The sequence below is a fragment of the Rhizorhabdus histidinilytica genome, from assembly GCF_900167915.1.
In the GTDB taxonomy this organism is placed as follows: domain Bacteria; phylum Pseudomonadota; class Alphaproteobacteria; order Sphingomonadales; family Sphingomonadaceae; genus Rhizorhabdus; species Rhizorhabdus histidinilytica.
In genome coordinates this window covers 249,280-267,032 of sequence record NZ_FUYM01000004.1, presented here as the reverse complement: position 1 = coordinate 267,032, position 17,753 = coordinate 249,280, and the positions used below count along the sequence as shown (strand labels likewise).

The 17,753-nt window shown below is 62.2% G+C and carries 18 protein-coding genes and 1 tRNA gene; 13 read left to right on the top strand and 6 right to left on the bottom strand.

Annotated features, from left to right (window positions below; genetic code table 11):
- Window positions 1-61 precede the first annotated feature (61 nt).
- The 8 genes from B5X82_RS26365 (at window position 62) to proC (ending at window position 4,804) form a co-directional block, all read left to right on the top strand.
- The gene (locus tag B5X82_RS26365; protein WP_139385085.1) at window positions 62-1,327 is read left to right on the top strand and encodes a phage head spike fiber domain-containing protein; all 1,266 of its coding nucleotides are present in this window, start codon (window positions 62-64) and stop codon (window positions 1,325-1,327) included.
- Window positions 1,324-1,605, top strand: coding sequence for a hypothetical protein (locus tag B5X82_RS10725; protein ID WP_079648148.1), 282 nt, complete (start codon window positions 1,324-1,326; stop codon window positions 1,603-1,605). The genes B5X82_RS26365 and B5X82_RS10725 overlap by 4 nt, the downstream gene beginning before the upstream one ends.
- 76 nt (window positions 1,606-1,681) lie before the next feature.
- Window positions 1,682-1,757: transfer RNA gene (locus tag B5X82_RS10720), tRNA-Val, on the top strand.
- Window positions 1,758-1,774: 17 nt separating this feature from the next.
- On the top strand, window positions 1,775-2,536 hold the full coding sequence (locus tag B5X82_RS10715) for a TlyA family RNA methyltransferase (protein ID WP_079648147.1): 762 nt from the start codon (window positions 1,775-1,777) through the stop codon (window positions 2,534-2,536).
- Window positions 2,533-3,090 carry a TspO/MBR family protein gene (locus tag B5X82_RS10710; RefSeq protein ID WP_079648146.1) on the top strand — a complete coding sequence of 186 codons (558 nt, stop codon included), beginning with the start codon at window positions 2,533-2,535 and terminating at the stop codon, window positions 3,088-3,090. The genes B5X82_RS10715 and B5X82_RS10710 overlap by 4 nt, the downstream gene beginning before the upstream one ends.
- Before the next feature lie 33 nt (window positions 3,091-3,123).
- Complete coding sequence (locus tag B5X82_RS10705; protein WP_079648145.1) at window positions 3,124-3,384, top strand: accessory factor UbiK family protein; 261 nt, start codon at window positions 3,124-3,126, stop codon at window positions 3,382-3,384.
- A gap of 96 nt (window positions 3,385-3,480) precedes the next feature.
- The gene (locus tag B5X82_RS10700; RefSeq protein WP_079648144.1) at window positions 3,481-3,993 is read left to right on the top strand and encodes a type III secretion system chaperone family protein; all 513 of its coding nucleotides are present in this window, start codon (window positions 3,481-3,483) and stop codon (window positions 3,991-3,993) included.
- 4 nt (window positions 3,994-3,997) lie between these two features.
- Window positions 3,998-4,804, top strand: coding sequence for a pyrroline-5-carboxylate reductase (proC, locus tag B5X82_RS10695; protein ID WP_079648143.1), 807 nt, complete (start codon window positions 3,998-4,000; stop codon window positions 4,802-4,804).
- On the opposite strand, the gene B5X82_RS10690 is transcribed toward proC, so the two are convergent.
- Window positions 4,801-5,823 (bottom strand): glycosyltransferase family 2 protein, encoded by a 1,023-nt coding sequence (locus B5X82_RS10690; RefSeq protein ID WP_079648142.1) that lies wholly within the window; start codon window positions 5,821-5,823, stop codon window positions 4,801-4,803. The two genes, proC and B5X82_RS10690, sit on opposite strands and share 4 nt — an antisense overlap.
- A gap of 91 nt (window positions 5,824-5,914) precedes the next feature.
- The gene (gene purB, locus B5X82_RS10685) at window positions 5,915-7,213 is read right to left on the bottom strand and encodes an adenylosuccinate lyase (RefSeq protein ID WP_079648141.1); all 1,299 of its coding nucleotides are present in this window, start codon (window positions 7,211-7,213) and stop codon (window positions 5,915-5,917) included.
- Between the two features lie 267 nt (window positions 7,214-7,480).
- Between purB and B5X82_RS10680 the strand changes: the two genes are divergently transcribed.
- On the top strand, window positions 7,481-8,071 hold the full coding sequence (locus B5X82_RS10680) for a hypothetical protein (protein WP_079648140.1): 591 nt from the start codon (window positions 7,481-7,483) through the stop codon (window positions 8,069-8,071).
- A 49-nt stretch (window positions 8,072-8,120) separates the two neighbouring features.
- On the opposite strand, the gene B5X82_RS26360 is transcribed toward B5X82_RS10680, so the two are convergent.
- The 3 genes from B5X82_RS26360 to B5X82_RS10665 form a co-directional block, all read right to left on the bottom strand.
- Entirely contained in the window at window positions 8,121-8,402 is a 282-nt protein-coding gene (locus B5X82_RS26360; RefSeq protein ID WP_235862675.1) for a JAB domain-containing protein, read from the bottom strand.
- Window positions 8,403-8,525: 123 nt separating this feature from the next.
- Window positions 8,526-11,210, bottom strand: a complete 2,685-nt coding sequence (locus B5X82_RS10670) for a UvrD-helicase domain-containing protein (RefSeq protein WP_079648139.1) — start codon at window positions 11,208-11,210, stop codon at window positions 8,526-8,528.
- Between the two features lie 189 nt (window positions 11,211-11,399).
- The gene (locus B5X82_RS10665; protein WP_079648138.1) at window positions 11,400-12,050 is read right to left on the bottom strand and encodes a Fic family protein; all 651 of its coding nucleotides are present in this window, start codon (window positions 12,048-12,050) and stop codon (window positions 11,400-11,402) included.
- Window positions 12,051-12,168: 118 nt separating this feature from the next.
- On the opposite strand from B5X82_RS10665, the gene B5X82_RS10660 reads away from it, so the two are divergent.
- From B5X82_RS10660 to B5X82_RS10650, 3 genes are read left to right on the top strand one after another with little or no spacing between them, the layout of a single operon-like run.
- Complete coding sequence (locus B5X82_RS10660; protein ID WP_268878227.1) at window positions 12,169-13,734, top strand: recombinase family protein; 1,566 nt, start codon at window positions 12,169-12,171, stop codon at window positions 13,732-13,734.
- A complete protein-coding gene (locus tag B5X82_RS10655; protein ID WP_446692751.1) occupies window positions 13,731-14,639 on the top strand; it encodes a plasmid partitioning protein RepB C-terminal domain-containing protein in 909 nt (302 codons plus the stop codon). The genes B5X82_RS10660 and B5X82_RS10655 overlap by 4 nt, the downstream gene beginning before the upstream one ends.
- The gene (locus B5X82_RS10650; RefSeq protein ID WP_079648136.1) at window positions 14,632-15,567 is read left to right on the top strand and encodes a plasmid partitioning protein RepB C-terminal domain-containing protein; all 936 of its coding nucleotides are present in this window, start codon (window positions 14,632-14,634) and stop codon (window positions 15,565-15,567) included. Before B5X82_RS10655 ends, B5X82_RS10650 begins: the two co-directional genes overlap by 8 nt.
- Window positions 15,568-15,793: 226 nt before the next feature.
- On the opposite strand, the gene B5X82_RS10645 is transcribed toward B5X82_RS10650, so the two are convergent.
- On the bottom strand, window positions 15,794-16,024 hold the full coding sequence (locus B5X82_RS10645; RefSeq protein ID WP_079648135.1) for a helix-turn-helix transcriptional regulator: 231 nt from the start codon (window positions 16,022-16,024) through the stop codon (window positions 15,794-15,796).
- 489 nt (window positions 16,025-16,513) lie between these two features.
- Between B5X82_RS10645 and B5X82_RS10640 the strand changes: the two genes are divergently transcribed.
- The gene (locus B5X82_RS10640) at window positions 16,514-17,734 is read left to right on the top strand and encodes an ATP-binding protein (protein ID WP_079648134.1); all 1,221 of its coding nucleotides are present in this window, start codon (window positions 16,514-16,516) and stop codon (window positions 17,732-17,734) included.
- The last annotated feature ends 19 nt before the right edge of the window (window positions 17,735-17,753 follow it).

The window sequence follows — 17,753 nt, the reverse complement described above, 5'->3', positions numbered from 1 at the left end:
GCGAACCAGCCCGCGCGGGGAGAGGGCGCGTCCATTCCTTTCGTCCTTACGGAGTGACATCATGACTGTTGATTTTCATTCCCGTTCGCTTGCGCGCTTGCGCAATCCGGAGCTCGGCCTGGGGCTTGGTAGCGGACTTCCGGCGGGTGGACCGAATAGTGGGCCTGGCATGGCGTTTGATTTCGTGGCCAGCGAGGCGCTTGATAGTCGTATCACCTTCACGCGGGGTTCGGCAGCGACTCGCGTCAACGCGTTGGGGCAGATCGAAGTGGTTGGCAACAATGTGCCGCGCTTTGATTATGATCCGGTCACGTTGGAGGCGCGGGGTTTACTGATTGAGGAGCCGCGGACGAATTTTCTTATTCAAAGCGAGTTCATGGACGGGCTTCCTCCTAGTCGCGGCCCTCTCGTCACAATAACGACGTTTGCCGGGCTGATCTCAGGAACCGGGCTTGCCTTTGGATATGATGGGATATCCAGTCCGTATTTTTATGTGACTAATTACGCCGTTCCTGCATCGCTGCCGCGTGTGATCAGCATATTTGTCCGAATGGATGATGGTGGCGCTCCGGCTTTCGGAAATAATGCCACCCAGCATCCTGCCAACGACTTCGTATTTAATCTTGGGGGAACTGTACTTGCCCCGACGGCTGCAAATGGCGGAAAGGTGGAGGATTATGGCGGCGGTCTTTATCGAGTTAGCCTCGCAATTACAACGAGCGCGGCCCCCGGCTCCAGTTGCGGCGTGATCAAATATGCAGCCAACAGTACCCGGACCTTCAAGGTAAGTGGGATCATGGTTGAGGCGGGAGCTCTTACGACATCCTACATTCCGACTAGTACGAGCGCAGCGACGCGTGCGGCTGACACCGCGGTCGTTTTTGGAGCGGGTTTTGCGGGCTGGTATAATCAGGCGGCAGGATCGATCATTGTCGCATTCGATCGAAACCCGGCCATCGACAGCACGGATCGGGGCATGGTCAGTTTGGACGTCGGCTCGGCGAGTAGTCGGATGATTTTGTACAGTTCGACGATAGGCCGAATGCTTGGAGCGTCTGGTGGTACTACCGTCTTCTCCTTTGCTAATGTGGGTTCAATAGTCACGGGGACGCGATATACGATGGCCCTAGCCTATGCGCTCGATGACTTTGCTGCGTGTATGAACGGCGGCACGCTGTCCGTTGATGGCAGCGGAATACCGCCGGCGGCCAGCCAGATGACGATCGGCGGAGGGCCGGGCGCCTCGGCCCTTAATGGCCATATCCGCTCGATCACCTATTATAATCGCCGTCTTCCCAACGCTGATCTTCAAAGGCTTACCGCATGATCGATCTCTATCTGCGCGCTGTCGATCGGGCCACGATGGATGCGACATTGATCGCCGCTGAACTGATTGCGGAAGGTGACGACCCGGTTCTCGACGTTTGTCTCGACCGGATCGGCTCCTATGCGATCGTGACCGACTATGATGGCGAAACCCCGATTGTCGAGGATGTCAATGTGCCCGTGCTCGGTAATTTCGATCGATGGGATGCTATCGCCAACATCATGATTCCTCCACCCGCGACGCCGTTTCGCGTCTGGATGGCGCCGTGTCGGACATAGCCTATTGAGGGTTTGGTTACCGGACTTTATTCTTGCGATCTTACGAGAAGCTTGTAAGTCGGCGCTCCCGGAACTCGGGCGGTTAGCTCAGTTGGTAGAGCGCTTCGTTTACACCGAAGATGTCGGCGGTTCGAGCCCGTCACCGCCCACCATTCCATAGAGAGACGTCATGGCGGCGGGCGTGCGGGCCGATCAGTTGCTGGTGGATCGCGGGCTGGTGGAAAGCCGGTCGCGGGCGCAGGCGTTGATCCTGGCGGGGCTCGTCTTCTCCGGCGAACGCAAGATCGAGAAGGCTGGCCAGCCGATCAAGCCGGATGCCGCGATCGAGGTGCGCGGGCGCGACCACCCCTGGGTCTCGCGGGGCGGGATCAAGCTGGCGCATGGGCTCGAGCATTTCGGTTGGAGCGTCGAAGGCGCGATCGCGATCGACGTCGGCAGTTCGACCGGCGGCTTCACCGACGTCCTGCTGAACGGTGGCGCCCAGCGGGTCTATGCAGTGGATTCGGGGACCAACCAGCTGGCCTGGAAACTGCGCAACGATCCGCGGGTGGTGGTCCACGAACAGACCAATGCGCGTTTCCTGACCAGCGAGCATATTCCCGAACCGGTCGACGTCATCGTGTGCGATGCGAGCTTCATCTCGTTGGCCAAGGTGCTGGCGGCGCCCCTGGGTTTCGCACGAGCGGGCGCACATCTGGTCGCCCTGATCAAGCCGCAGTTCGAGGCGGGTCGCGAGGAGGTCGGCAAGGGCGGGGTGGTGCGCGATCCGGCCGTGCATGAGCGCGTCTGCGTCGAGGTCGCCGGCTGGGTCGAGGGTCAGGGCTGGCAGGTTGCCGGCGTGACGGCCAGCCCGATCACGGGGCCGGAGGGCAATGTCGAATTCCTGATCGGAGCAGTCCGGCAGGACACTGGGCGGAGACAGCCCTCATGACCGAACTGGCTTCGCCTCGTCAGTTGCGGGTCGCCTTTATGCGCTGGGCCCTGGTCTGCGTTCCTGCGATCCTGTTGTTGGGTACGATTTCCGGCCGGATAGCCAATTCGGACGAGGGCAATCCGTGGTTTGAGGCCCTTGCGAAGCCGGCGCTGATGCCGCCCGCCTGGGTGTTCGGCGCCGTCTGGTCGATCCTCTACGTCCTGATGGCCCTCGCGCTGGCGATGATCCTCCATGCGCGTGGGGCCAGGGGACGTGGGGTCGCGATTACGCTGTTCCTGATCCAACTCGGCCTGAACCTGGCGTGGTCGCCGGTGTTCTTCGCGATGCACAGGATCATGCTGGCCTTCGGGCTGATCGCCGCCATCCTGCTATGGGCGGGTGCGACGACGCTGGCTTTCTGGAGGATCCGGCCGGCAGCGGGGATGTTGATGCTGCCCTATCTGGCGTGGCTGGTGTTCGCGGGGGTGCTGAATTGGCAGATCCATGAGCGCAACCCCAATGGGGTTACCCTTGTGCCGATCCGTGGAGATACCCAGATAATCATTCAATGACCGCCGCAAGGGCGGCGAAGGAAGGAATTGACCATGCAGTCCGAAAATCGCCTGTTCGACGATTTCGTGAAGTTCATGAACGGTGCTGCCGGAACGCTGGCCGGCATGGGACGTGAAGCCGAAGCTGCGTTCAAGGAGCGCAGCAAGGAGTGGATCGGCGGCCTCGATTTCGTCAGCCGTGAGGAATTCGACGCGGTGAAGGCGATGGCCGCTACGGCACGCGACGAGGTCGAGGAACTCAAGGCGCGGTTGGACGCATTGTCGCCCGCCGCGGGCAAGAAGAAGGATGACTGAGCCGCAGCTATCCACAGAATTGTAGCCCGCGCGGGTTGAACCGAACCGCTTTCCGCGCCACGGAAAGAACGCTCTGGGCAGCGGAGTAGAGCCCGAATGGACGTGGACGACTTTGAATCCGCGCGCGACGCCAGCGCGCCCATCGACATGCTCGAGCATTATTTCGCGGCTCGCGGCTGGGACTATCAGCGCGCCGGAGACGAGGAAATCGTTGCTCAATTCCAGGGGAGTTGGGCGCAGTATGAGCTGAGGGCGGTATGGCGCGAGGAGGACCGCGTCCTGCAATTCCTCGCGCTTCCCGACATTCGGGTCACCGCCGACAAGCGGGCGGCGATGTACGAGACGATCGGTCTGATCAACGAGCAACTCTGGCTTGGGCATTTCGAGATGTGGACCAGTTCCTCGATGGTGCTGTTCCGCCATGCCGCTCTGCTGGAGAATCAGGCAGGCGATGCGATTCTGACGCTCGAACAGGCGGAAACGCTGATTGAGACAGGCATCGATGAATGCGAGCGCTTCTATCCCGTTTTCCAATTCGTGTTGTGGAGCGACAAGTCTCCTCAGGAAGCGATCGCCGCGGCGATGATCGACACTCAGGGCGAGGCCTGACCGGATGGCGACGGGGGCACTCTGGCTGATCGGTGCCGGCAATATGGGCGGCGCCATGCTGCGTGGTTGGCTGGCGTCGCCCGGCTGGGCGCGACCGGTCACGGTCATCGATCCCCATGTGGCCGAGGTGCCGAACGGGGTGACGCTGCTGCGTGAGCTTCCTTCAGGCGATGAGCAGCCCGACATTCTAGTTCTCGCGATAAAGCCCCAGCAATTGGGTGATGTCGCGCCGCTCTTCGCCGCGAAGGCCGGGGCGCCGCGTCTGCTGCTGTCCATCTTGGCTGGTGTCGAAACCACGACGCTGAAGAACGTAGTAGGCGCGGACGCTATCGTTCGGGCGATGCCCAATCTGCCGGTATCGATCGGTGAGGGCGTGACCGCCCTCTATTCGTCGGATGCCGACAACGGAGCGCGAAGCGAGGCGGCTGGATTGGTCGCATCGCTCGGGCTGGTCGAATGGGTCGACGATGAAAAGTTGTTCGACGCCGTTACGGCATTGTCCGGCTGCGGGCCGGGTTTCCTGTTCCGCTTCATCGAGGCGATGGCGCAGGCCGGAGAGGCGCTTGGCCTTCCGGCGGCCCAGGCATTACGGCTCGCGACGGCGACGGTGAAGGGGTCGGCCTTGCTTGCGGCCAGTTCCAACGAGGGGCCGGCGGTTCTGGCGGATCGGGTCGCCAGCCCGGGGGGCTCGACGCGTGAGGGGCTGAATGTCCTCGATCGCGACGAAGCGTTGAAGGCATTGATGCGGGCGACATTGTTGGCGGCAGCGGAGCGCAACGCCGAGTTGGCCGCCGCCGCGCGCTCCGGTTAGGACTCGGCCGACGGGGGCGGGATTGAGGCGGCCCGATACATCACTCCCCCGACACCATAATTATGGCAGATGAAGTCGAGCCATAAGCGGGGCGGGTTCGGCCGCGGACGGCGCCTGAGCCGCGCGAGGAAAGTTCCGACCGGCCAACTGCATATCCACAGCAGATTGGCTAGATGGGTCATGGTGCGTCCGTGCCGACGGATCATGAAGCGAGCGCGCGATGCGAACCAGTAGCGGGGGCGGCGCTCCAGCGGCCGCTGGTCGGTCAATCCCGTCGACCTGCCGCCAAGATGCATGATCCGGCTGGCGGGAACGTGCCACGCCTTGAAACCAGCATCGGCGGCTCGCGCGCAAAAATCCGTCTCCTCGAAATAGAGGAAATAGCCGGGATCGAACAGGCCGATACGATCGAACACCGTGCCGCGGATCATCAGATGCGAGCCGGACAGCCATTCCGAGCGACAAGGATGATCGCCAACCGGCATGACCACGTCGTGGCGGCTCAGCAGCTTGCGAAGCGGGCCTATGTCGAGCGCGGTAATGAGGTCGTTCCACGGCGTGTGAAAACGGAAGGCGCTGTCCCGGACCGAGCCGTCGGGTCTTAGGCATCGTCCTCCAGCCAAGCCGGCCTGGGGGTGTTCGATCAGGAAGTCGACAAGAGCGCCAAGCGCTTTGGGCTCTGCGATCGTGTCGGGATTGAGCAGCCAGACATAGTCGGGCCAGGCCGCGTCGCCTTGGGCAGCGACAGCCTGCCGATAATGGTTCAGGCCCGCATTGTTCCCAGCCGAAAACCCATGATTATCCTCAAGTGCCAGCAAGGAGCAGCAATCGCCGGCATCGAGGCGGGCGATGGCCTCCGCCAGCACAGCAGCCGAACCGTCGGCCGATCCGTTATCGACGACCAGGATATGGGCGTCGCCGCGAGATCTTACCTCTGGCAGCGCGGATTGGATCGCCTGAACGGTCAGCGCCGCCGTGCGGTAATTGACGATCAGCACCAGGATCGGCGCGGGGATCATGCGTCGCGTATCGCTCCGTGCCGGTCCGATCCGCCATGGAGGACGGCTTGGCGAACCATGCCTCTCATGACGTCCGCTGACAATCGACGGTTCAGTCGAAGACCCGCGCGAAGATCGTGTCGACATGCTTGAGATGGTAGTCGAGGTCGAACTTCTCCTCGAGTTCCTTCTCGCTGATCGCGGCGGTCACCTGCGGATCGGCCTTGAGCAGGTCGAGCAGCGACAGCTCACCATCCGATTCCCACACCTTCATCGCGTTGCGCTGGACGATCCGATAGGCGTCCTCGCGGCTGATCCCGGCCTGGGTCAGCGCCAGCAGCACCCGCTGCGAATGGACGAGGCCACCCATCCGGTCGAGATTCTTCTGCATCCGCGCCGGATAGACGAGCAGCTTGTCGATCACGCCGGTGAGACGTGCGAGCGCGAAGTCGAGCGTGATGGTGGCATCGGGACCGATCATGCGTTCGACCGACGAGTGGCTGATATCGCGCTCGTGCCACAGGGCGACATTCTCGAGCGCCGGGGTCACATAGCCGCGCACCAGGCGGGCGAGGCCGGTCAGGTTTTCGGTCAGCACGGGGTTGCGCTTGTGCGGCATCGCCGAGGAGCCTTTCTGGCCCGGCGAGAAATATTCCTCGGCCTCCAGCACTTCGGTCCGCTGCAGGTGGCGAACCTCAGTCGCGAGCCGCTCGACCGACGAGGCGATCACGCCGAGCGTCGCGAAGAACATCGCGTGGCGGTCGCGCGGGATGACCTGGGTCGAAACCGGTTCCACGGTCAGGCCCATCTTCTCTGCGACATGGGCTTCGACCTGCGGATCAATATTGGCGAAGGTGCCGACCGCACCGGAGATCGCGCAGGTGGCGACGTCCTTGCGGGCGGCGATCAGCCGTTCGCGGTTGCGGGCAAACTCGGCATAGGCCTGAGCGAGTTTCAGGCCGAAGGTCACCGGCTCGGCATGGATGCCGTGGCTGCGACCGATCGTCGGCGTCATCTTATGTTCGAACGCACGGCGCTTGATCACCTCGAGCAGCTTGTCGAGATCGGCGATCAGGATGTCCGAGGCGCGGGCGAGCTGGACGGCCAGGCAGGTGTCGAGCACGTCGGACGAGGTCATGCCCTGGTGCATGAAGCGCGCGGGTTCGCCGACATGCTCGGCGACGTTGGTGAGGAAGGCGATGACGTCGTGCTTGACCTCGGCCTCGATCGCGTCGATGCGGTCGACCTCGAAAGCGCCCTTTTCCCAGATCGCCTTGGCGGCTTCCTTGGGCACCACCCCCAGTTCCGCCAGCGCATCGGTCGCATGCGCCTCGATCTCGAACCAGATGCGGAAGCGCGTTTCCGGTTCCCAGATCTTGACCATCTCCGGCCGGGAATAGCGGGGGATCATAGCTCGTCCTCATGCTTGGCGTGTCGGTATGCGTCGCGCGCCTAGCAGAGGGGGGTGTTGGGAGCAATTGCGCTGCGGACGTCATGTCCCTGGCCGGCCGGTCGCGCGCATTTGGCCGGTGGAATGTCCCGTTCCACCCAGGATCGGGACACGGTGCGCCGTTGCAGCGCCGAATCGAGCAACTCGGCGTCGGGTCGCGGGTTTGATCAGAATGTCGGGACATACCCGAATCCGATTGATTTTCGATCCGATGCCAGGAGAGACGACATGAACAAGCTGATGCTGATGGGCGGAGCCGCGCTGCTTGCCCTGCCGGGCGCCGCTTTCGCACAAAGCACGGGTGCGGAGCCCGCGCCCGATACCGCGGCCGCTCCGCCTTCAGCCGAGACAACTCCGCCTCCTGCCGACAGTGCCGCTCCTGCCGACACGACGGCGGCTGCCCCGGCTGCCCCCGATGCGACTGCTCCCGCGCCGCCCGTGGCTCAATCGACGGTACCCGCAGCGGACGCTGCGAGCACGCCGACCACTTCCGCGCCAGCGACTGCCGAGGCCGCGTCTCCGACGCCTCCCGCCCAGCAGACGGCGACGGCCGATGCCGCTGCCAAGGTCAACGCGGAATGGGCCAAATATGATGAAGGCAACAAGGGCAAGCTGACCCCGCTCGAATTCGGTAACTGGGTCATGGCCGCCAAGGGCCAGGACATGACGGCGCAAGTCGAAAAGACAAAGGCCAGCAAGAAGGCGGACTTACCTGCGGTCAAGGTCCTCAACGAGACCGCGAGTGACTTCGCCAAGGCAGATACCGACAAGGACCGGATGATATCGCCCAACGAGCTGGCGATCTTCCTGTCGGCTTGACGCGTCTATGATTGGAGGAGGAAAGGGGCGGTCATTGAGCCGCCCCTTTTCATAGCAGTCCGAGAGCACGCAGGCTGGCCTGCCCTCTCGTCCCTACCACGACATGATCATGGATCGCGATGCCCAGCGGTTTGGCTGCGGCGATGAGTTCCCGGGTCAGGTCGACGTCCTGCCGGCTCGGTTGGGGATCGCCCGACGGATGATTGTGGATAATCCCACGGCGTTCACTATCGTCTTGATTTTTTTTGTATTTTTTTATGGTCGCCTGAAGGTGGTGCCGGGATTGGGGAGCGGCGTTTGATGCGCTATTGTGATCGTCACAATCGATCACCGGCGCGCTCAATGAATTCCTTTGATGCACGGCGCTGAATCCAATCACTTCCAGCTCACGCTTTTATCTCGCCGATTCGGTGGAGCCTCTGGGGCCGTCCGCGAGCCGGTTCCGGCTAGATCATCAACCGGGCAACGTCCGAGCCCGAGTTGCGCCACCCTCAGTGCCTCCGTCAAGGGCAGCGGTAGTTTTGCACGAAGGATAGCCCGAGCAAGCCAGGAACGGTTGATATGCTCCGCCGGAACGAACGACCATCAATCCATCGCCGCAGGTGGGACAGGAATCTCCAGCTGACATCGGGTGTGCGATTCTCACCCGGTTCGACGGCGCCGCTACACGGGGACTTTCCACCGAGAGGTTGCGCTTGAAATCACAACGAGGGTGGGTGCTGCACGCCTCGAACGGGCCATATTGGCCATCGTACCGCCTCATGGTGCCGCAGCCGCACTTCGGGCAGGGGCTCAGGACGCCTTCCTCCGTTTCGATCTCCACCGCGCCCGTTCTCGCCAGTTCGATCAGGAAGCGGGACGGCGAATCGAACAGGGTGTAAATGCGCACTTGGCGGCGAGCCCGCGTGAGCGCGACGTAGAAGAGGCGGCGCTCCTCAGCCAAGGGATATGGGTCGGGTTCGGGCATCGCGATCTGGAGGATCGGATCGTCGGTAATCTGGCTTGGAAAGCCCATCATGCCCTCAACGACGTTCAGGAGCATGACGTAGTCGGCTTCCAGGCCCTTAGAAGAATGGACCGTGCGATATTCAATGCTCAGAAGGTCGCCGAAGCGCCGTTTCCAGCGCTGCCACCCTCGCGGTTCGTCATTGTTGTACCGGCCGAGCATCATCACGCTGATACGGTCGCCGGAATCGGTGTTCAGTCGGCCGCTCCGCGCGAAATCATACATGCTCTGCAGATCCTGCTCGAGCCGAGCCAGCGCGAGGGACTGGGTTTCGGCGGCGAACGCATGCAGCGATTTCTTCGTATAGGAGTTGGTCGTCTCGACCGTCTTTCTAATCTGCCGGGGATTGGCCTGAACGAAAGCGCTTGAGGCTTCGCATAACTGCGCGGGACAGCGGAAGGTCGTACTCAGCATGAGCCGGGTCGAATTGTCGAACACCTTTTCAAACTCGGTCATCACGGAGATGTCGGCGCCGGCGAAGCGGTTGATGCCCTGCCAATCATCGCCGACGACGCAGAGATGCGCTTCTTCCCCGGCGTTCGTCAGCAGGGCCTTTAGCAGGCGCACCTTGGCCCGTGAGGTGTCCTGAAACTCATCGGCCAGCACCATCATATAGGGGCTGGCGAAACGGCCGCTCTCGATGTGGTCAATCGCCATCAGCAGCATGTCGTCAAAATCGATGCAGTCGGCTTCCCGCAGCCGCCGCTCCCATTCGTCCGCAATCCGCTCGAAGAGCGCCAGGAACCGGGTCAGCCGGTCTGCATGGCCGCGCGTGTCCTTCGCCGCGGCTTCCCGGAGCTGCTGGTGCGAGAGGCCGTTGCTTTTGACGTGCTGCTGGAAAATTCTGATCGTAGCGGCAAGCTGTTCGGTCGTGACGGGGCGTTGGCCCTTGGTCTGACGATCAGGGCCGTATTGAAGCAGGATTCCGCTGCGTTTGAGCTCCGCGGCAAGGTTTGCGAAGCCGTCAGCGTTTCTGATTTCGTAGGACGTGGTTTCAAAGAGCCGCGTGCCCTTTTCGGCGTGAAGTTCGCGTTTCCAGCGGACCCCGTCCAGATAATCGCCGCCAAAATGCGCAGGCGCCTGCCCCTTTTCGTTGAGCGCGAAATGCTCATGATAGAGATCAATCTCGGGGTAGAAAAAGTCCGGGCGATACTGCCGATGATGCTCGGTGGCCGTGTCGTGCTCATAGGGCCGCTCATACTGATAGTGGACGCCGTGGTAGAACAGCCAGTCCGCGATCATCCGTTCCTCTTCGCTTTTGACGATTTCGCCATTCGCGGTGAGGATACCCCGCCGACCATCGCGGTAGGCGTTGGCCTGCGCCGGTTCGTTCCACGAGCCGATGTCTCGACCAAAAACGGTGCGGAACAGGTCCCAATCGTGGCGGAACTTGTCATCGCTGGATCGCATATCATCAATGATTTCGACGATCATGGCGCCGTCGCGGCCCGGTTCGGCCCATTCCGCCAGTGATGGCTTACGCCCCGTGGCTTTGCCGATCACGCCCAGACCAAAGGCGTTGAACGTCTTGACCGTGACCGCATCAATACCGGCGAATCCCGCCAACCTGGCATTGATCCTCGACTGGAGTTCCTCGGCGACGGCTCGGTTGAAGGCAAGAACAAGTATCTGCTCGGGCTTCACCAGGCCTTCGTGAAGGGCGTAGCCGACCCGGGCCACCATGGTCGATGTCTTGCCCGACCCGGCCGCAGCCACGATCTGCACGGCATCGTCCATGCAGATGCAGCCGTCCATTTGATCGTCGGTGAGAGGGTTCTTCTCTACCGTATCGAAGAATGGCTTCAGCCGCTCCTTTTGTCGCGCCAGATAGGCAACATTGTGCGTTGCAAATTCGGCGAGCAGTTCCTGCTCGAAGCGATCGCCTCCAAGCCACGGAAAGGACATCCCAGATCGCTTGGGCGGCGGGAAGCGCGCGATAATGCGCGATGCCATACTTTTGGGGATCCAGCGCGAGCGATCGACCGTTGGTTGCCAGCGGGATCGCCACTCCGAGACCTTGGCAGGGTAGTCTTCGCGCGGGCTCGAAGCCGGTGAAGCGCCGGGTCGTTTCGTTTTGCCGGTGCCGAAGAGACCACCAGCGAGAAGCGCCGCGCCGATAATCCATTCGATCATGCACGCCCCCGTCTGGGGACAAATTTCACTGGCCGCGTGAACGCATCGCTGTGCGCGATGGCAAAAGCTGTCAGCGCGGCGACTCGTTTGAAATCAATGCCGTTTCGTGTTTGCACCAGCCCATATAGTCACGGTGCAGTTCCAAAGTCGTTATGCGTCATCGTCGCCAAGGTCATCTGAGCGCCACGATCATCGAGCAAGAAGCGGGCGCCGCCGGCCAGTTAGCCGATATTGCCCTTTCCTCGGCGATCCAACGTAGCATATGAGGCCAGCCGCTTTGAGCACGGCGATGTCCCGCCGCGCGGTTTTCAGACTGACCGCCCAAACTGATACGATCTCCTTAGCGTGGCAGCGACCCGCGGCGACTCGGTCCAGGAACCAATGTTGTCGCTCGTTGATCTCGGTCCGATCAGGGACATTTATAGGGTCGCGTTCAGGGCCACGTTCAGGGTCATTTTTTCGCGCACTCGTTGCCGGCCCTCCGCCAGCGGCTTCGCCGGCCGCATAGGCTTCACGGGCTCTGGCGAGGGAAATGCGATCGACCGGGCCGGTGAGCGGGATCGCCGCCGGGCCTTCGAGCAGGCCAAGAACGAAAGCCCTGATGACAGGCGACGAAACTACTAAGCGTAGGAAATACACCGTATCCGGCCCGTGTTGTCCTGAGAGCCAATGCTTGACGGTCCGCTCGCTCGCATCCGTCTGCCGCATGAGTTGCTTGATCGCACGGCGGCTGTCTCCGTGCTCCTTGCGCAGCAACTCGGCGATGGTCTGCGCGTAGGTTTCGCGCCCGCCAAGCACGCCTGTCCAAAGGGGAAATTTCCTGCCCGTATTCGGCAACATCTTCCGTTTCCTCCGCAGCTAGACTGGTTCCCGTGCGGAGTGGCGGCAGAGGCCCGTCAAATGCAGCGGCGGTAGGTCGCCCGGACCGCCGCAGACAGTTTCGGGACGGCGCAATGTGATGGGCCAGCGACTTTACGATGATCAGTCAGGACAGCCTGACCGCCCTCTTCGGGCTGCCGAATACGTCCGCATGTCTACGGACCATCAAAAATACTCGACCGAAAACCAATCCGAAGCGATCAAGCAATATGCTGAGGCCCGCGGAATAGAGATCGTCAGGACCTATGCCGACGCCGGGAAAAGTGGCCTCAAGATAGAGGGGCGCGACGCGCTCAAGCAGCTCATCGAAGACGTGCAGTCCGGGAGCACCGATTTCACCTTGGTGCTCGTCTATGACGTCAGCCGTTGGGGGCGCTTTCAGGACGCCGACGAGAGCGCCTATTACGAATATATCTGCCGGCGTGCCGGCATCGCCGTCGAGTATTGCGCGGAGCAATTCGACAACGACGGCAGCCCGATCTCGACCATCGTCAAGGGCGTCAAGCGTGCGATGGCCGGTGAATATAGCCGCGAGTTATCGACCAAGGTGTTCGCGGGCCAGGGCCGGTTGATCGAGAAGGGCTACCGCCAGGGCGGACCCGCCGGCTTCGGCCTGCGCCGAACCCTGGTCGACGAGCATGGCGTCGTCAAAGGTGTCCTCGACCGGGGGGAGCACAAGAGCATCCAGACCGATCGTGTGATCCTCACGCTCGGCCCGCCGGAAGAGGTCGAGCTTGTGCGCGGCATCTACCGAGCTTTCGTCCATCAGGGTTACAGCGAGAGGGAAATTGCGGCCGACCTCAACCGACGAGGCATTCCGACCGATCTTGGACGCCCCTGGACCAGGGGAACGGTCCACCAGATTCTGATCAATGAGAAGTATATCGGCGACAACGTGTGGAATCGCCGTTCCTTCAAGTTGAAGAAGAAGCGCGTCCAAAACGATCCCGAGATGTGGATCAGGTCGCCAGACGCCTTCGCGGCCGTCGTCGAACGCGAACTGTTCGAGGCGGCAAGGACCATCATCAGTGCGCGCTCCTTCCGTCTGAGCGACGAGGAGATGCTGCAATCTCTGCGGAAACTCTACCGACAGAAGGGTTTGCTGTCCGGGATCGTCATCGACGAATGCGAGGGGATGCCATCCAGCAGCGCCTACAGCTCGCGCTTCGGCAGTCTGCTTCGCGCCTATACCCTCGTGGGTTTCACGCCCGATCGCGATTACCGCTACGTCGAAATCAACCGCGAGCTGCGCAAGCTCCATCCCGAAATTCTCCGCGAGGTGCTCGACGGATTGCGGGCTACGGGCAGCGCCGCTTGGCAGGATCTCCAGACCGACCGAGTGATCGTCAATGGCGAGTTCAGCCTCTCCGTTGTGGTGGCCCGGTGCGTCGAGACGCCGACCGGGTTGCTGCGGTGGAATCTGCGCTTCGACACCTCGCTTGCGCCCGACATCACGATCATCGTGCGGATGGACAGCGCCAATCGCGCACCGTTCGACTACTACCTCTTCCCGCGTATCGACATGCTCTCCGAAAAGCTCCGGCTGGGAGAGGAGAATGCGCTCGACCTCGATGCCTACCGCTTCGACGGCCTCGAGCTTCTCTACGACATCGCTACGCCCGTTCCTCTTGGGGAGGCCGCATGATGCCTGCCGTCCGCCCGAAGCGGATCGAAATGATCCCCATCTCCCGGATCACGGTTTTGAACCCGCGCGCGCGCAACAAGCGCCAGCATCGGGAGATCGTGAACAACATCGAAGCCATCGGCCTGAAACGGCCCATTACGGTGAGCCGCCGTGATGGCGCCGGAGGGCCGAGATACGATCTCGTCTGCGGTGAAGGCAGGCTGGAAGCCTTCCAGATGCTGGGCCAGACCGAGATTCCGGCCGTGGTGATCGAGGCCAATGAGAGCGAGTGCCTCGTGATGAGCCTGGTCGAAAATATCGCGCGGCGCACCCCACGCCCGATTGACCTCATGAAGGAGATCGGCGCTCTGCGCTCCCGTGGCTACACCGATACCGAGATCGCTGAGAAGATCGGCGTCGGGGCATCGTGGGTGAATATGATCGCCTCGCTTCTCGAGCGTGGCGAGGAGCGGTTGGTGGCCGCGGTCGAGACCGGGCTCATTCCGATCACCCTGGCGATGGAGATTTCCAAGGCCGAGACGGAAGAGGCGCAGAGCCTGCTCCTTGACGCCTATGAGACCGGCAAGCTTAGAGGCAAGAAGCTGGCCGCCGTGCGCCGCCTGCTCGACATGCGGATGCGGAGCCAACGCAAGGGCGGCTTGCCTGCCGGGCGGCTGGGTCGGAAAGACACCGGCTCCCGCCGACTGACGGCCGCGGATCTCATGCAGGTCTATCAGCGTGAGGCCGAAAAGCAGCGCCTGCTCGTCAAAAAGTCGGATTTCACCCAGACCCGGCTGCTGTTCGTCGTCGAGGCGCTGAAGGATCTGCTCTCCAACGACGGCTTCATCAACCTGCTGAGAGCGGAAGGGTTGGCGACCATGCCTCGGGCGCTCCAAGCTCGCGTGTCAGGAGGCGACCATGCCTGACGAACCGAAGAGCCAGGAGGACGGGCGTATTCGTCTCGCCTTCGAGCAGGATTTCCTGACGATCCCCGTCGCGGCAATCGTTCCGCTCAAGACGTTGCCGAACGGCGCCAAGGAAAGCCGGTCCTATTCGCAGGTTCTCAGTTCCATCAAGGCGATCGGCCTTATCGAGGCGCCGGTCGTCATGGCGGATGGGACGAATGCCGGCGCCTGGTTTCTCCTGGACGGCCATCTTCGCCTGGAGGCGCTGAAGGAGCTCGGCATTGCGGAGGCCGAGTGCCTGCTCGCCTCTGAGGACGACACCTATACCTACAACAAGCGCGTCAACCGCATCCCGCCGATCCAGGAACATCGGATGATTGCGCGCGCGATGGATCGAGGCGTGTCGTCCGCCGATATTGCCGATGCCCTGAACCTCCGGGTGCAGTCCGTGCTGCGGCGTTCCCGATTGCTGGAAGGGATCAGTCCCGAGGCCGCCGAGATGCTGAAAGACACGCCCTGCTCGATGAAGGTGTTCGACATCCTGCGTCAGATGACGGCGGTCAGGCAGATCGAGGCTGCCGACCTGATGATTGGCCAGAACAATTTCTCGGTCATGTTCGCGCGCGCGCTGCGCGCTGCGACATCTGAAAGCCAGCTTGCCACCACCAGGAAGGGAAAAGGCGGCGGCAAGCCGACGCCCTCGGGCCAACAGATCGCACGGATGGAACGGGAGCTGGCGGCGCTCCAGACCCAGGTGAAGTCGGTTGAGGAAACCTACGGCATCGACAATCTGCATTTGACGGTCGCGCGCGGATACATCGCCAAGCTCCTTGCTAACGATCGGGTGGTCCGCTGGCTGGCGACGTATCAGCAGGACTATCTCAGCGAGTTTCAAAAGATCGCCGAGATCGACACGCTTGGTGCGATTGCGGAAACACCAGGCGCCTGAGTTCAATATGGGGACCCGGACCCGATAAGCGCGGGGACCATGGGAGAAGCCGCACTCCGGGGCGGATCAAGCATGGCGGTGGGAATGGCGGCGAACCCGCATGAGGCCCATCAGGCTGGCCGTCATATGGTCCAGCCGCATGAGGGGCGGTTTGCCCCGCATGAACTGAAGACGGACGGGCGCGCCGGGAGGGCCGACCGGCGCGCCCGCCATTTGTGCCGAGGGATCACGCGCGATCCCCGGCGCTTTGCTCAATTCGCTTTGAGGCGCGGCACTGGACACGGTTCCTGTCGTCCCACGCCTCAAGCTCATCGACCCGGTAGAGAACCGCCTTGCCGATTTTTACGAACGACGGCCCGATCTTCATCGCTCGCCAGTTCCGAAGCGTGCCGACAGAAACGCTGCCGCGATAGCGTTCGGCTACCTCTTCCGGCGTGAGGAATGTGGTCTCTGACATACGCCCTCCTTCGGCAGAAGACCTGCCGTTGATAATCGCTGATGGTTGAGCGCGAGACGCATTCCCGGGATGCGTCGGTCGTTCAGAGGCGCCGACACGCTGGCCGAGCCTTGATGGCGCACGCTCCTGCATGACCGACCATGAGCGTGCGGACGTAGCCAGGGAAGTATCAATCGTCAGGCGTAGGGCACGCGGCTAGCCATGGATACAAATAGGCGGGGAAGCCGAGGCGATCTTCCCATTCGCAAAGCGTGACAGCGTCAAGCGGAGCGCACAGAACTTGGTTCTGCGATGGGCTGTGAGGCTGCGTTTAGGCTGGGCGGTGCGGGGACGCTTCTCCGCGCAGCTAGGGCTGACGAATGATGCTCCATTCGGGAGGCATTCTCCCTTGCGCTATCAAATGGCGGTCATGGAAATACCAATCAGCGGGTCATTGACTGCAAATCTGCCGTATCTGATAGTGCCAATCAGCCGAGATTCGGAGTTGGCATGTTCGAGCGGTTCGTGGAGCAGCGGGTGGAGGAAGCCCTTGCGGACACCCCGGTGGTTCTGATCGTGGGACCGCGCCGGGCCGGCAAGACCACGCTCGTCCGGAAGATGGGGGAAGCCGGGCGGAGCTATATCACGCTCGACGATCAGACGGTCCTCGAAGCGGCGCAATCCGATCCCGCCGGCTTCATCCGGGGCCTCGACAAAGCCATCATCGATGAGATCCAGCGCGCGCCGGACCTGCTGCTGGCCATCAAGAAGTCGGTCGACGAGGATTATCGCCCGGGCCGATTTCTGCTCACAGGCTCCGCGAATGTCCTCACGCTGCCGCGAGTCGCCGACAGCCTGGCCGGGCGGATGGAGACCATCCAGATGCTCCCGCTCGCCAGGGCCGAGATCGAAGCGCGCGCGCCGACCTTTTTGGAGCGCCTCTTCGAGGGGAAGCTACAGGGCCACAAAGATGCGATCGTCGGTGACGATCTGGTCCAGCTCGTTCTGCGCGGCGGCTACCCCGAAGCGATCAGCCGTGACGGCGAACGGCGGCGTCAGGACTGGGCGCGTTCTTATCTCACCTCGATCCTGACCCGCGATCTCCGCGACATCGCCGAGGTCGAGAAGCTGACAGAACTCCCGAAATTCGTGCGTCTGCTGGCCGAACACTCGGGGCAGCTGGCCAACTATTCGCAGCTTGCCGCCGGCATCAACGTCAATCACAGGACCAGCCAGCGTTATGTCGGCCTGCTCGAGCAGGTGTTCCTGATCGCGACCGTGCAACCCTGGTTCACCAATGCGCTGAAGCGGATCGTCAAGACGCCCAAGCTGCACTTCCTCGATTCCGGGCTGCTGGCGACCGCGCGCGGGCTCACCTTCGATCGGGTCAAGGCCGATCGCGGGACATTCGGCTCGCTGCTGGAAACCTTCGTATTCTCGGAGGTCCTGAAGCTGATGACGGCCTCGGACCTGCGTGTGACGCCGCACCATTTTCGCGATCGAGATATGCGCGAAGTGGACATCGTGCTGGAGCGCGATGACGGGACGATCGCCGGCATCGAGGTGAAGGCGAGCGCCACGGTCAAAGCTGGCGATTTTTCCGGCTTGCGCGCCCTGGCCGACGCTTGCGGGGACCGCTTCGCATTCGGTGCCGTTCTCTACGATAACACGGACGTTGTGCCGTTTGGCGACCGGTTGGCAGCGGCGCCTCTATCCTCACTATGGAGCTGACGGCGGTGTCTCGACCGAC

Excerpts from the sequence above, each read along its gene's own strand:
- B5X82_RS26365 (WP_139385085.1), top strand. The coding sequence starts at position 62 with ATGACTGTTGATTTTCATTCCCGTTCGCTTGCGCGCTTGCGCAATCCG.
- B5X82_RS10725 (WP_079648148.1), top strand. The coding sequence starts at position 1,324 with ATGATCGATCTCTATCTGCGCGCTGTCGATCGGGCCACGATGGATGCG.
- B5X82_RS10715 (WP_079648147.1), top strand. The coding sequence starts at position 1,775 with ATGGCGGCGGGCGTGCGGGCCGATCAGTTGCTGGTGGATCGCGGGCTG.
- B5X82_RS10710 (WP_079648146.1), top strand. The coding sequence starts at position 2,533 with ATGACCGAACTGGCTTCGCCTCGTCAGTTGCGGGTCGCCTTTATGCGC.
- B5X82_RS10705 (WP_079648145.1), top strand. The coding sequence starts at position 3,124 with ATGCAGTCCGAAAATCGCCTGTTCGACGATTTCGTGAAGTTCATGAAC.
- B5X82_RS10700 (WP_079648144.1), top strand. The coding sequence starts at position 3,481 with ATGGACGTGGACGACTTTGAATCCGCGCGCGACGCCAGCGCGCCCATC.
- proC (WP_079648143.1), top strand. The coding sequence starts at position 3,998 with ATGGCGACGGGGGCACTCTGGCTGATCGGTGCCGGCAATATGGGCGGC.
- B5X82_RS10690 (WP_079648142.1), bottom strand. The coding sequence starts at position 5,823 with ATGATCCCCGCGCCGATCCTGGTGCTGATCGTCAATTACCGCACGGCG.
- purB (WP_079648141.1), bottom strand. The coding sequence starts at position 7,213 with ATGATCCCCCGCTATTCCCGGCCGGAGATGGTCAAGATCTGGGAACCG.
- B5X82_RS10680 (WP_079648140.1), top strand. The coding sequence starts at position 7,481 with ATGAACAAGCTGATGCTGATGGGCGGAGCCGCGCTGCTTGCCCTGCCG.
- B5X82_RS10670 (WP_079648139.1), bottom strand. The coding sequence starts at position 11,210 with ATGATCGAATGGATTATCGGCGCGGCGCTTCTCGCTGGTGGTCTCTTC.
- B5X82_RS10665 (WP_079648138.1), bottom strand. The coding sequence starts at position 12,050 with ATGTTGCCGAATACGGGCAGGAAATTTCCCCTTTGGACAGGCGTGCTT.
- B5X82_RS10660 (WP_268878227.1), top strand. The coding sequence starts at position 12,169 with ATGGGCCAGCGACTTTACGATGATCAGTCAGGACAGCCTGACCGCCCT.
- B5X82_RS10655 (WP_446692751.1), top strand. The coding sequence starts at position 13,731 with ATGATGCCTGCCGTCCGCCCGAAGCGGATCGAAATGATCCCCATCTCC.
- B5X82_RS10650 (WP_079648136.1), top strand. The coding sequence starts at position 14,632 with ATGCCTGACGAACCGAAGAGCCAGGAGGACGGGCGTATTCGTCTCGCC.
- B5X82_RS10645 (WP_079648135.1), bottom strand. The coding sequence starts at position 16,024 with ATGTCAGAGACCACATTCCTCACGCCGGAAGAGGTAGCCGAACGCTAT.
- B5X82_RS10640 (WP_079648134.1), top strand. The coding sequence starts at position 16,514 with ATGTTCGAGCGGTTCGTGGAGCAGCGGGTGGAGGAAGCCCTTGCGGAC.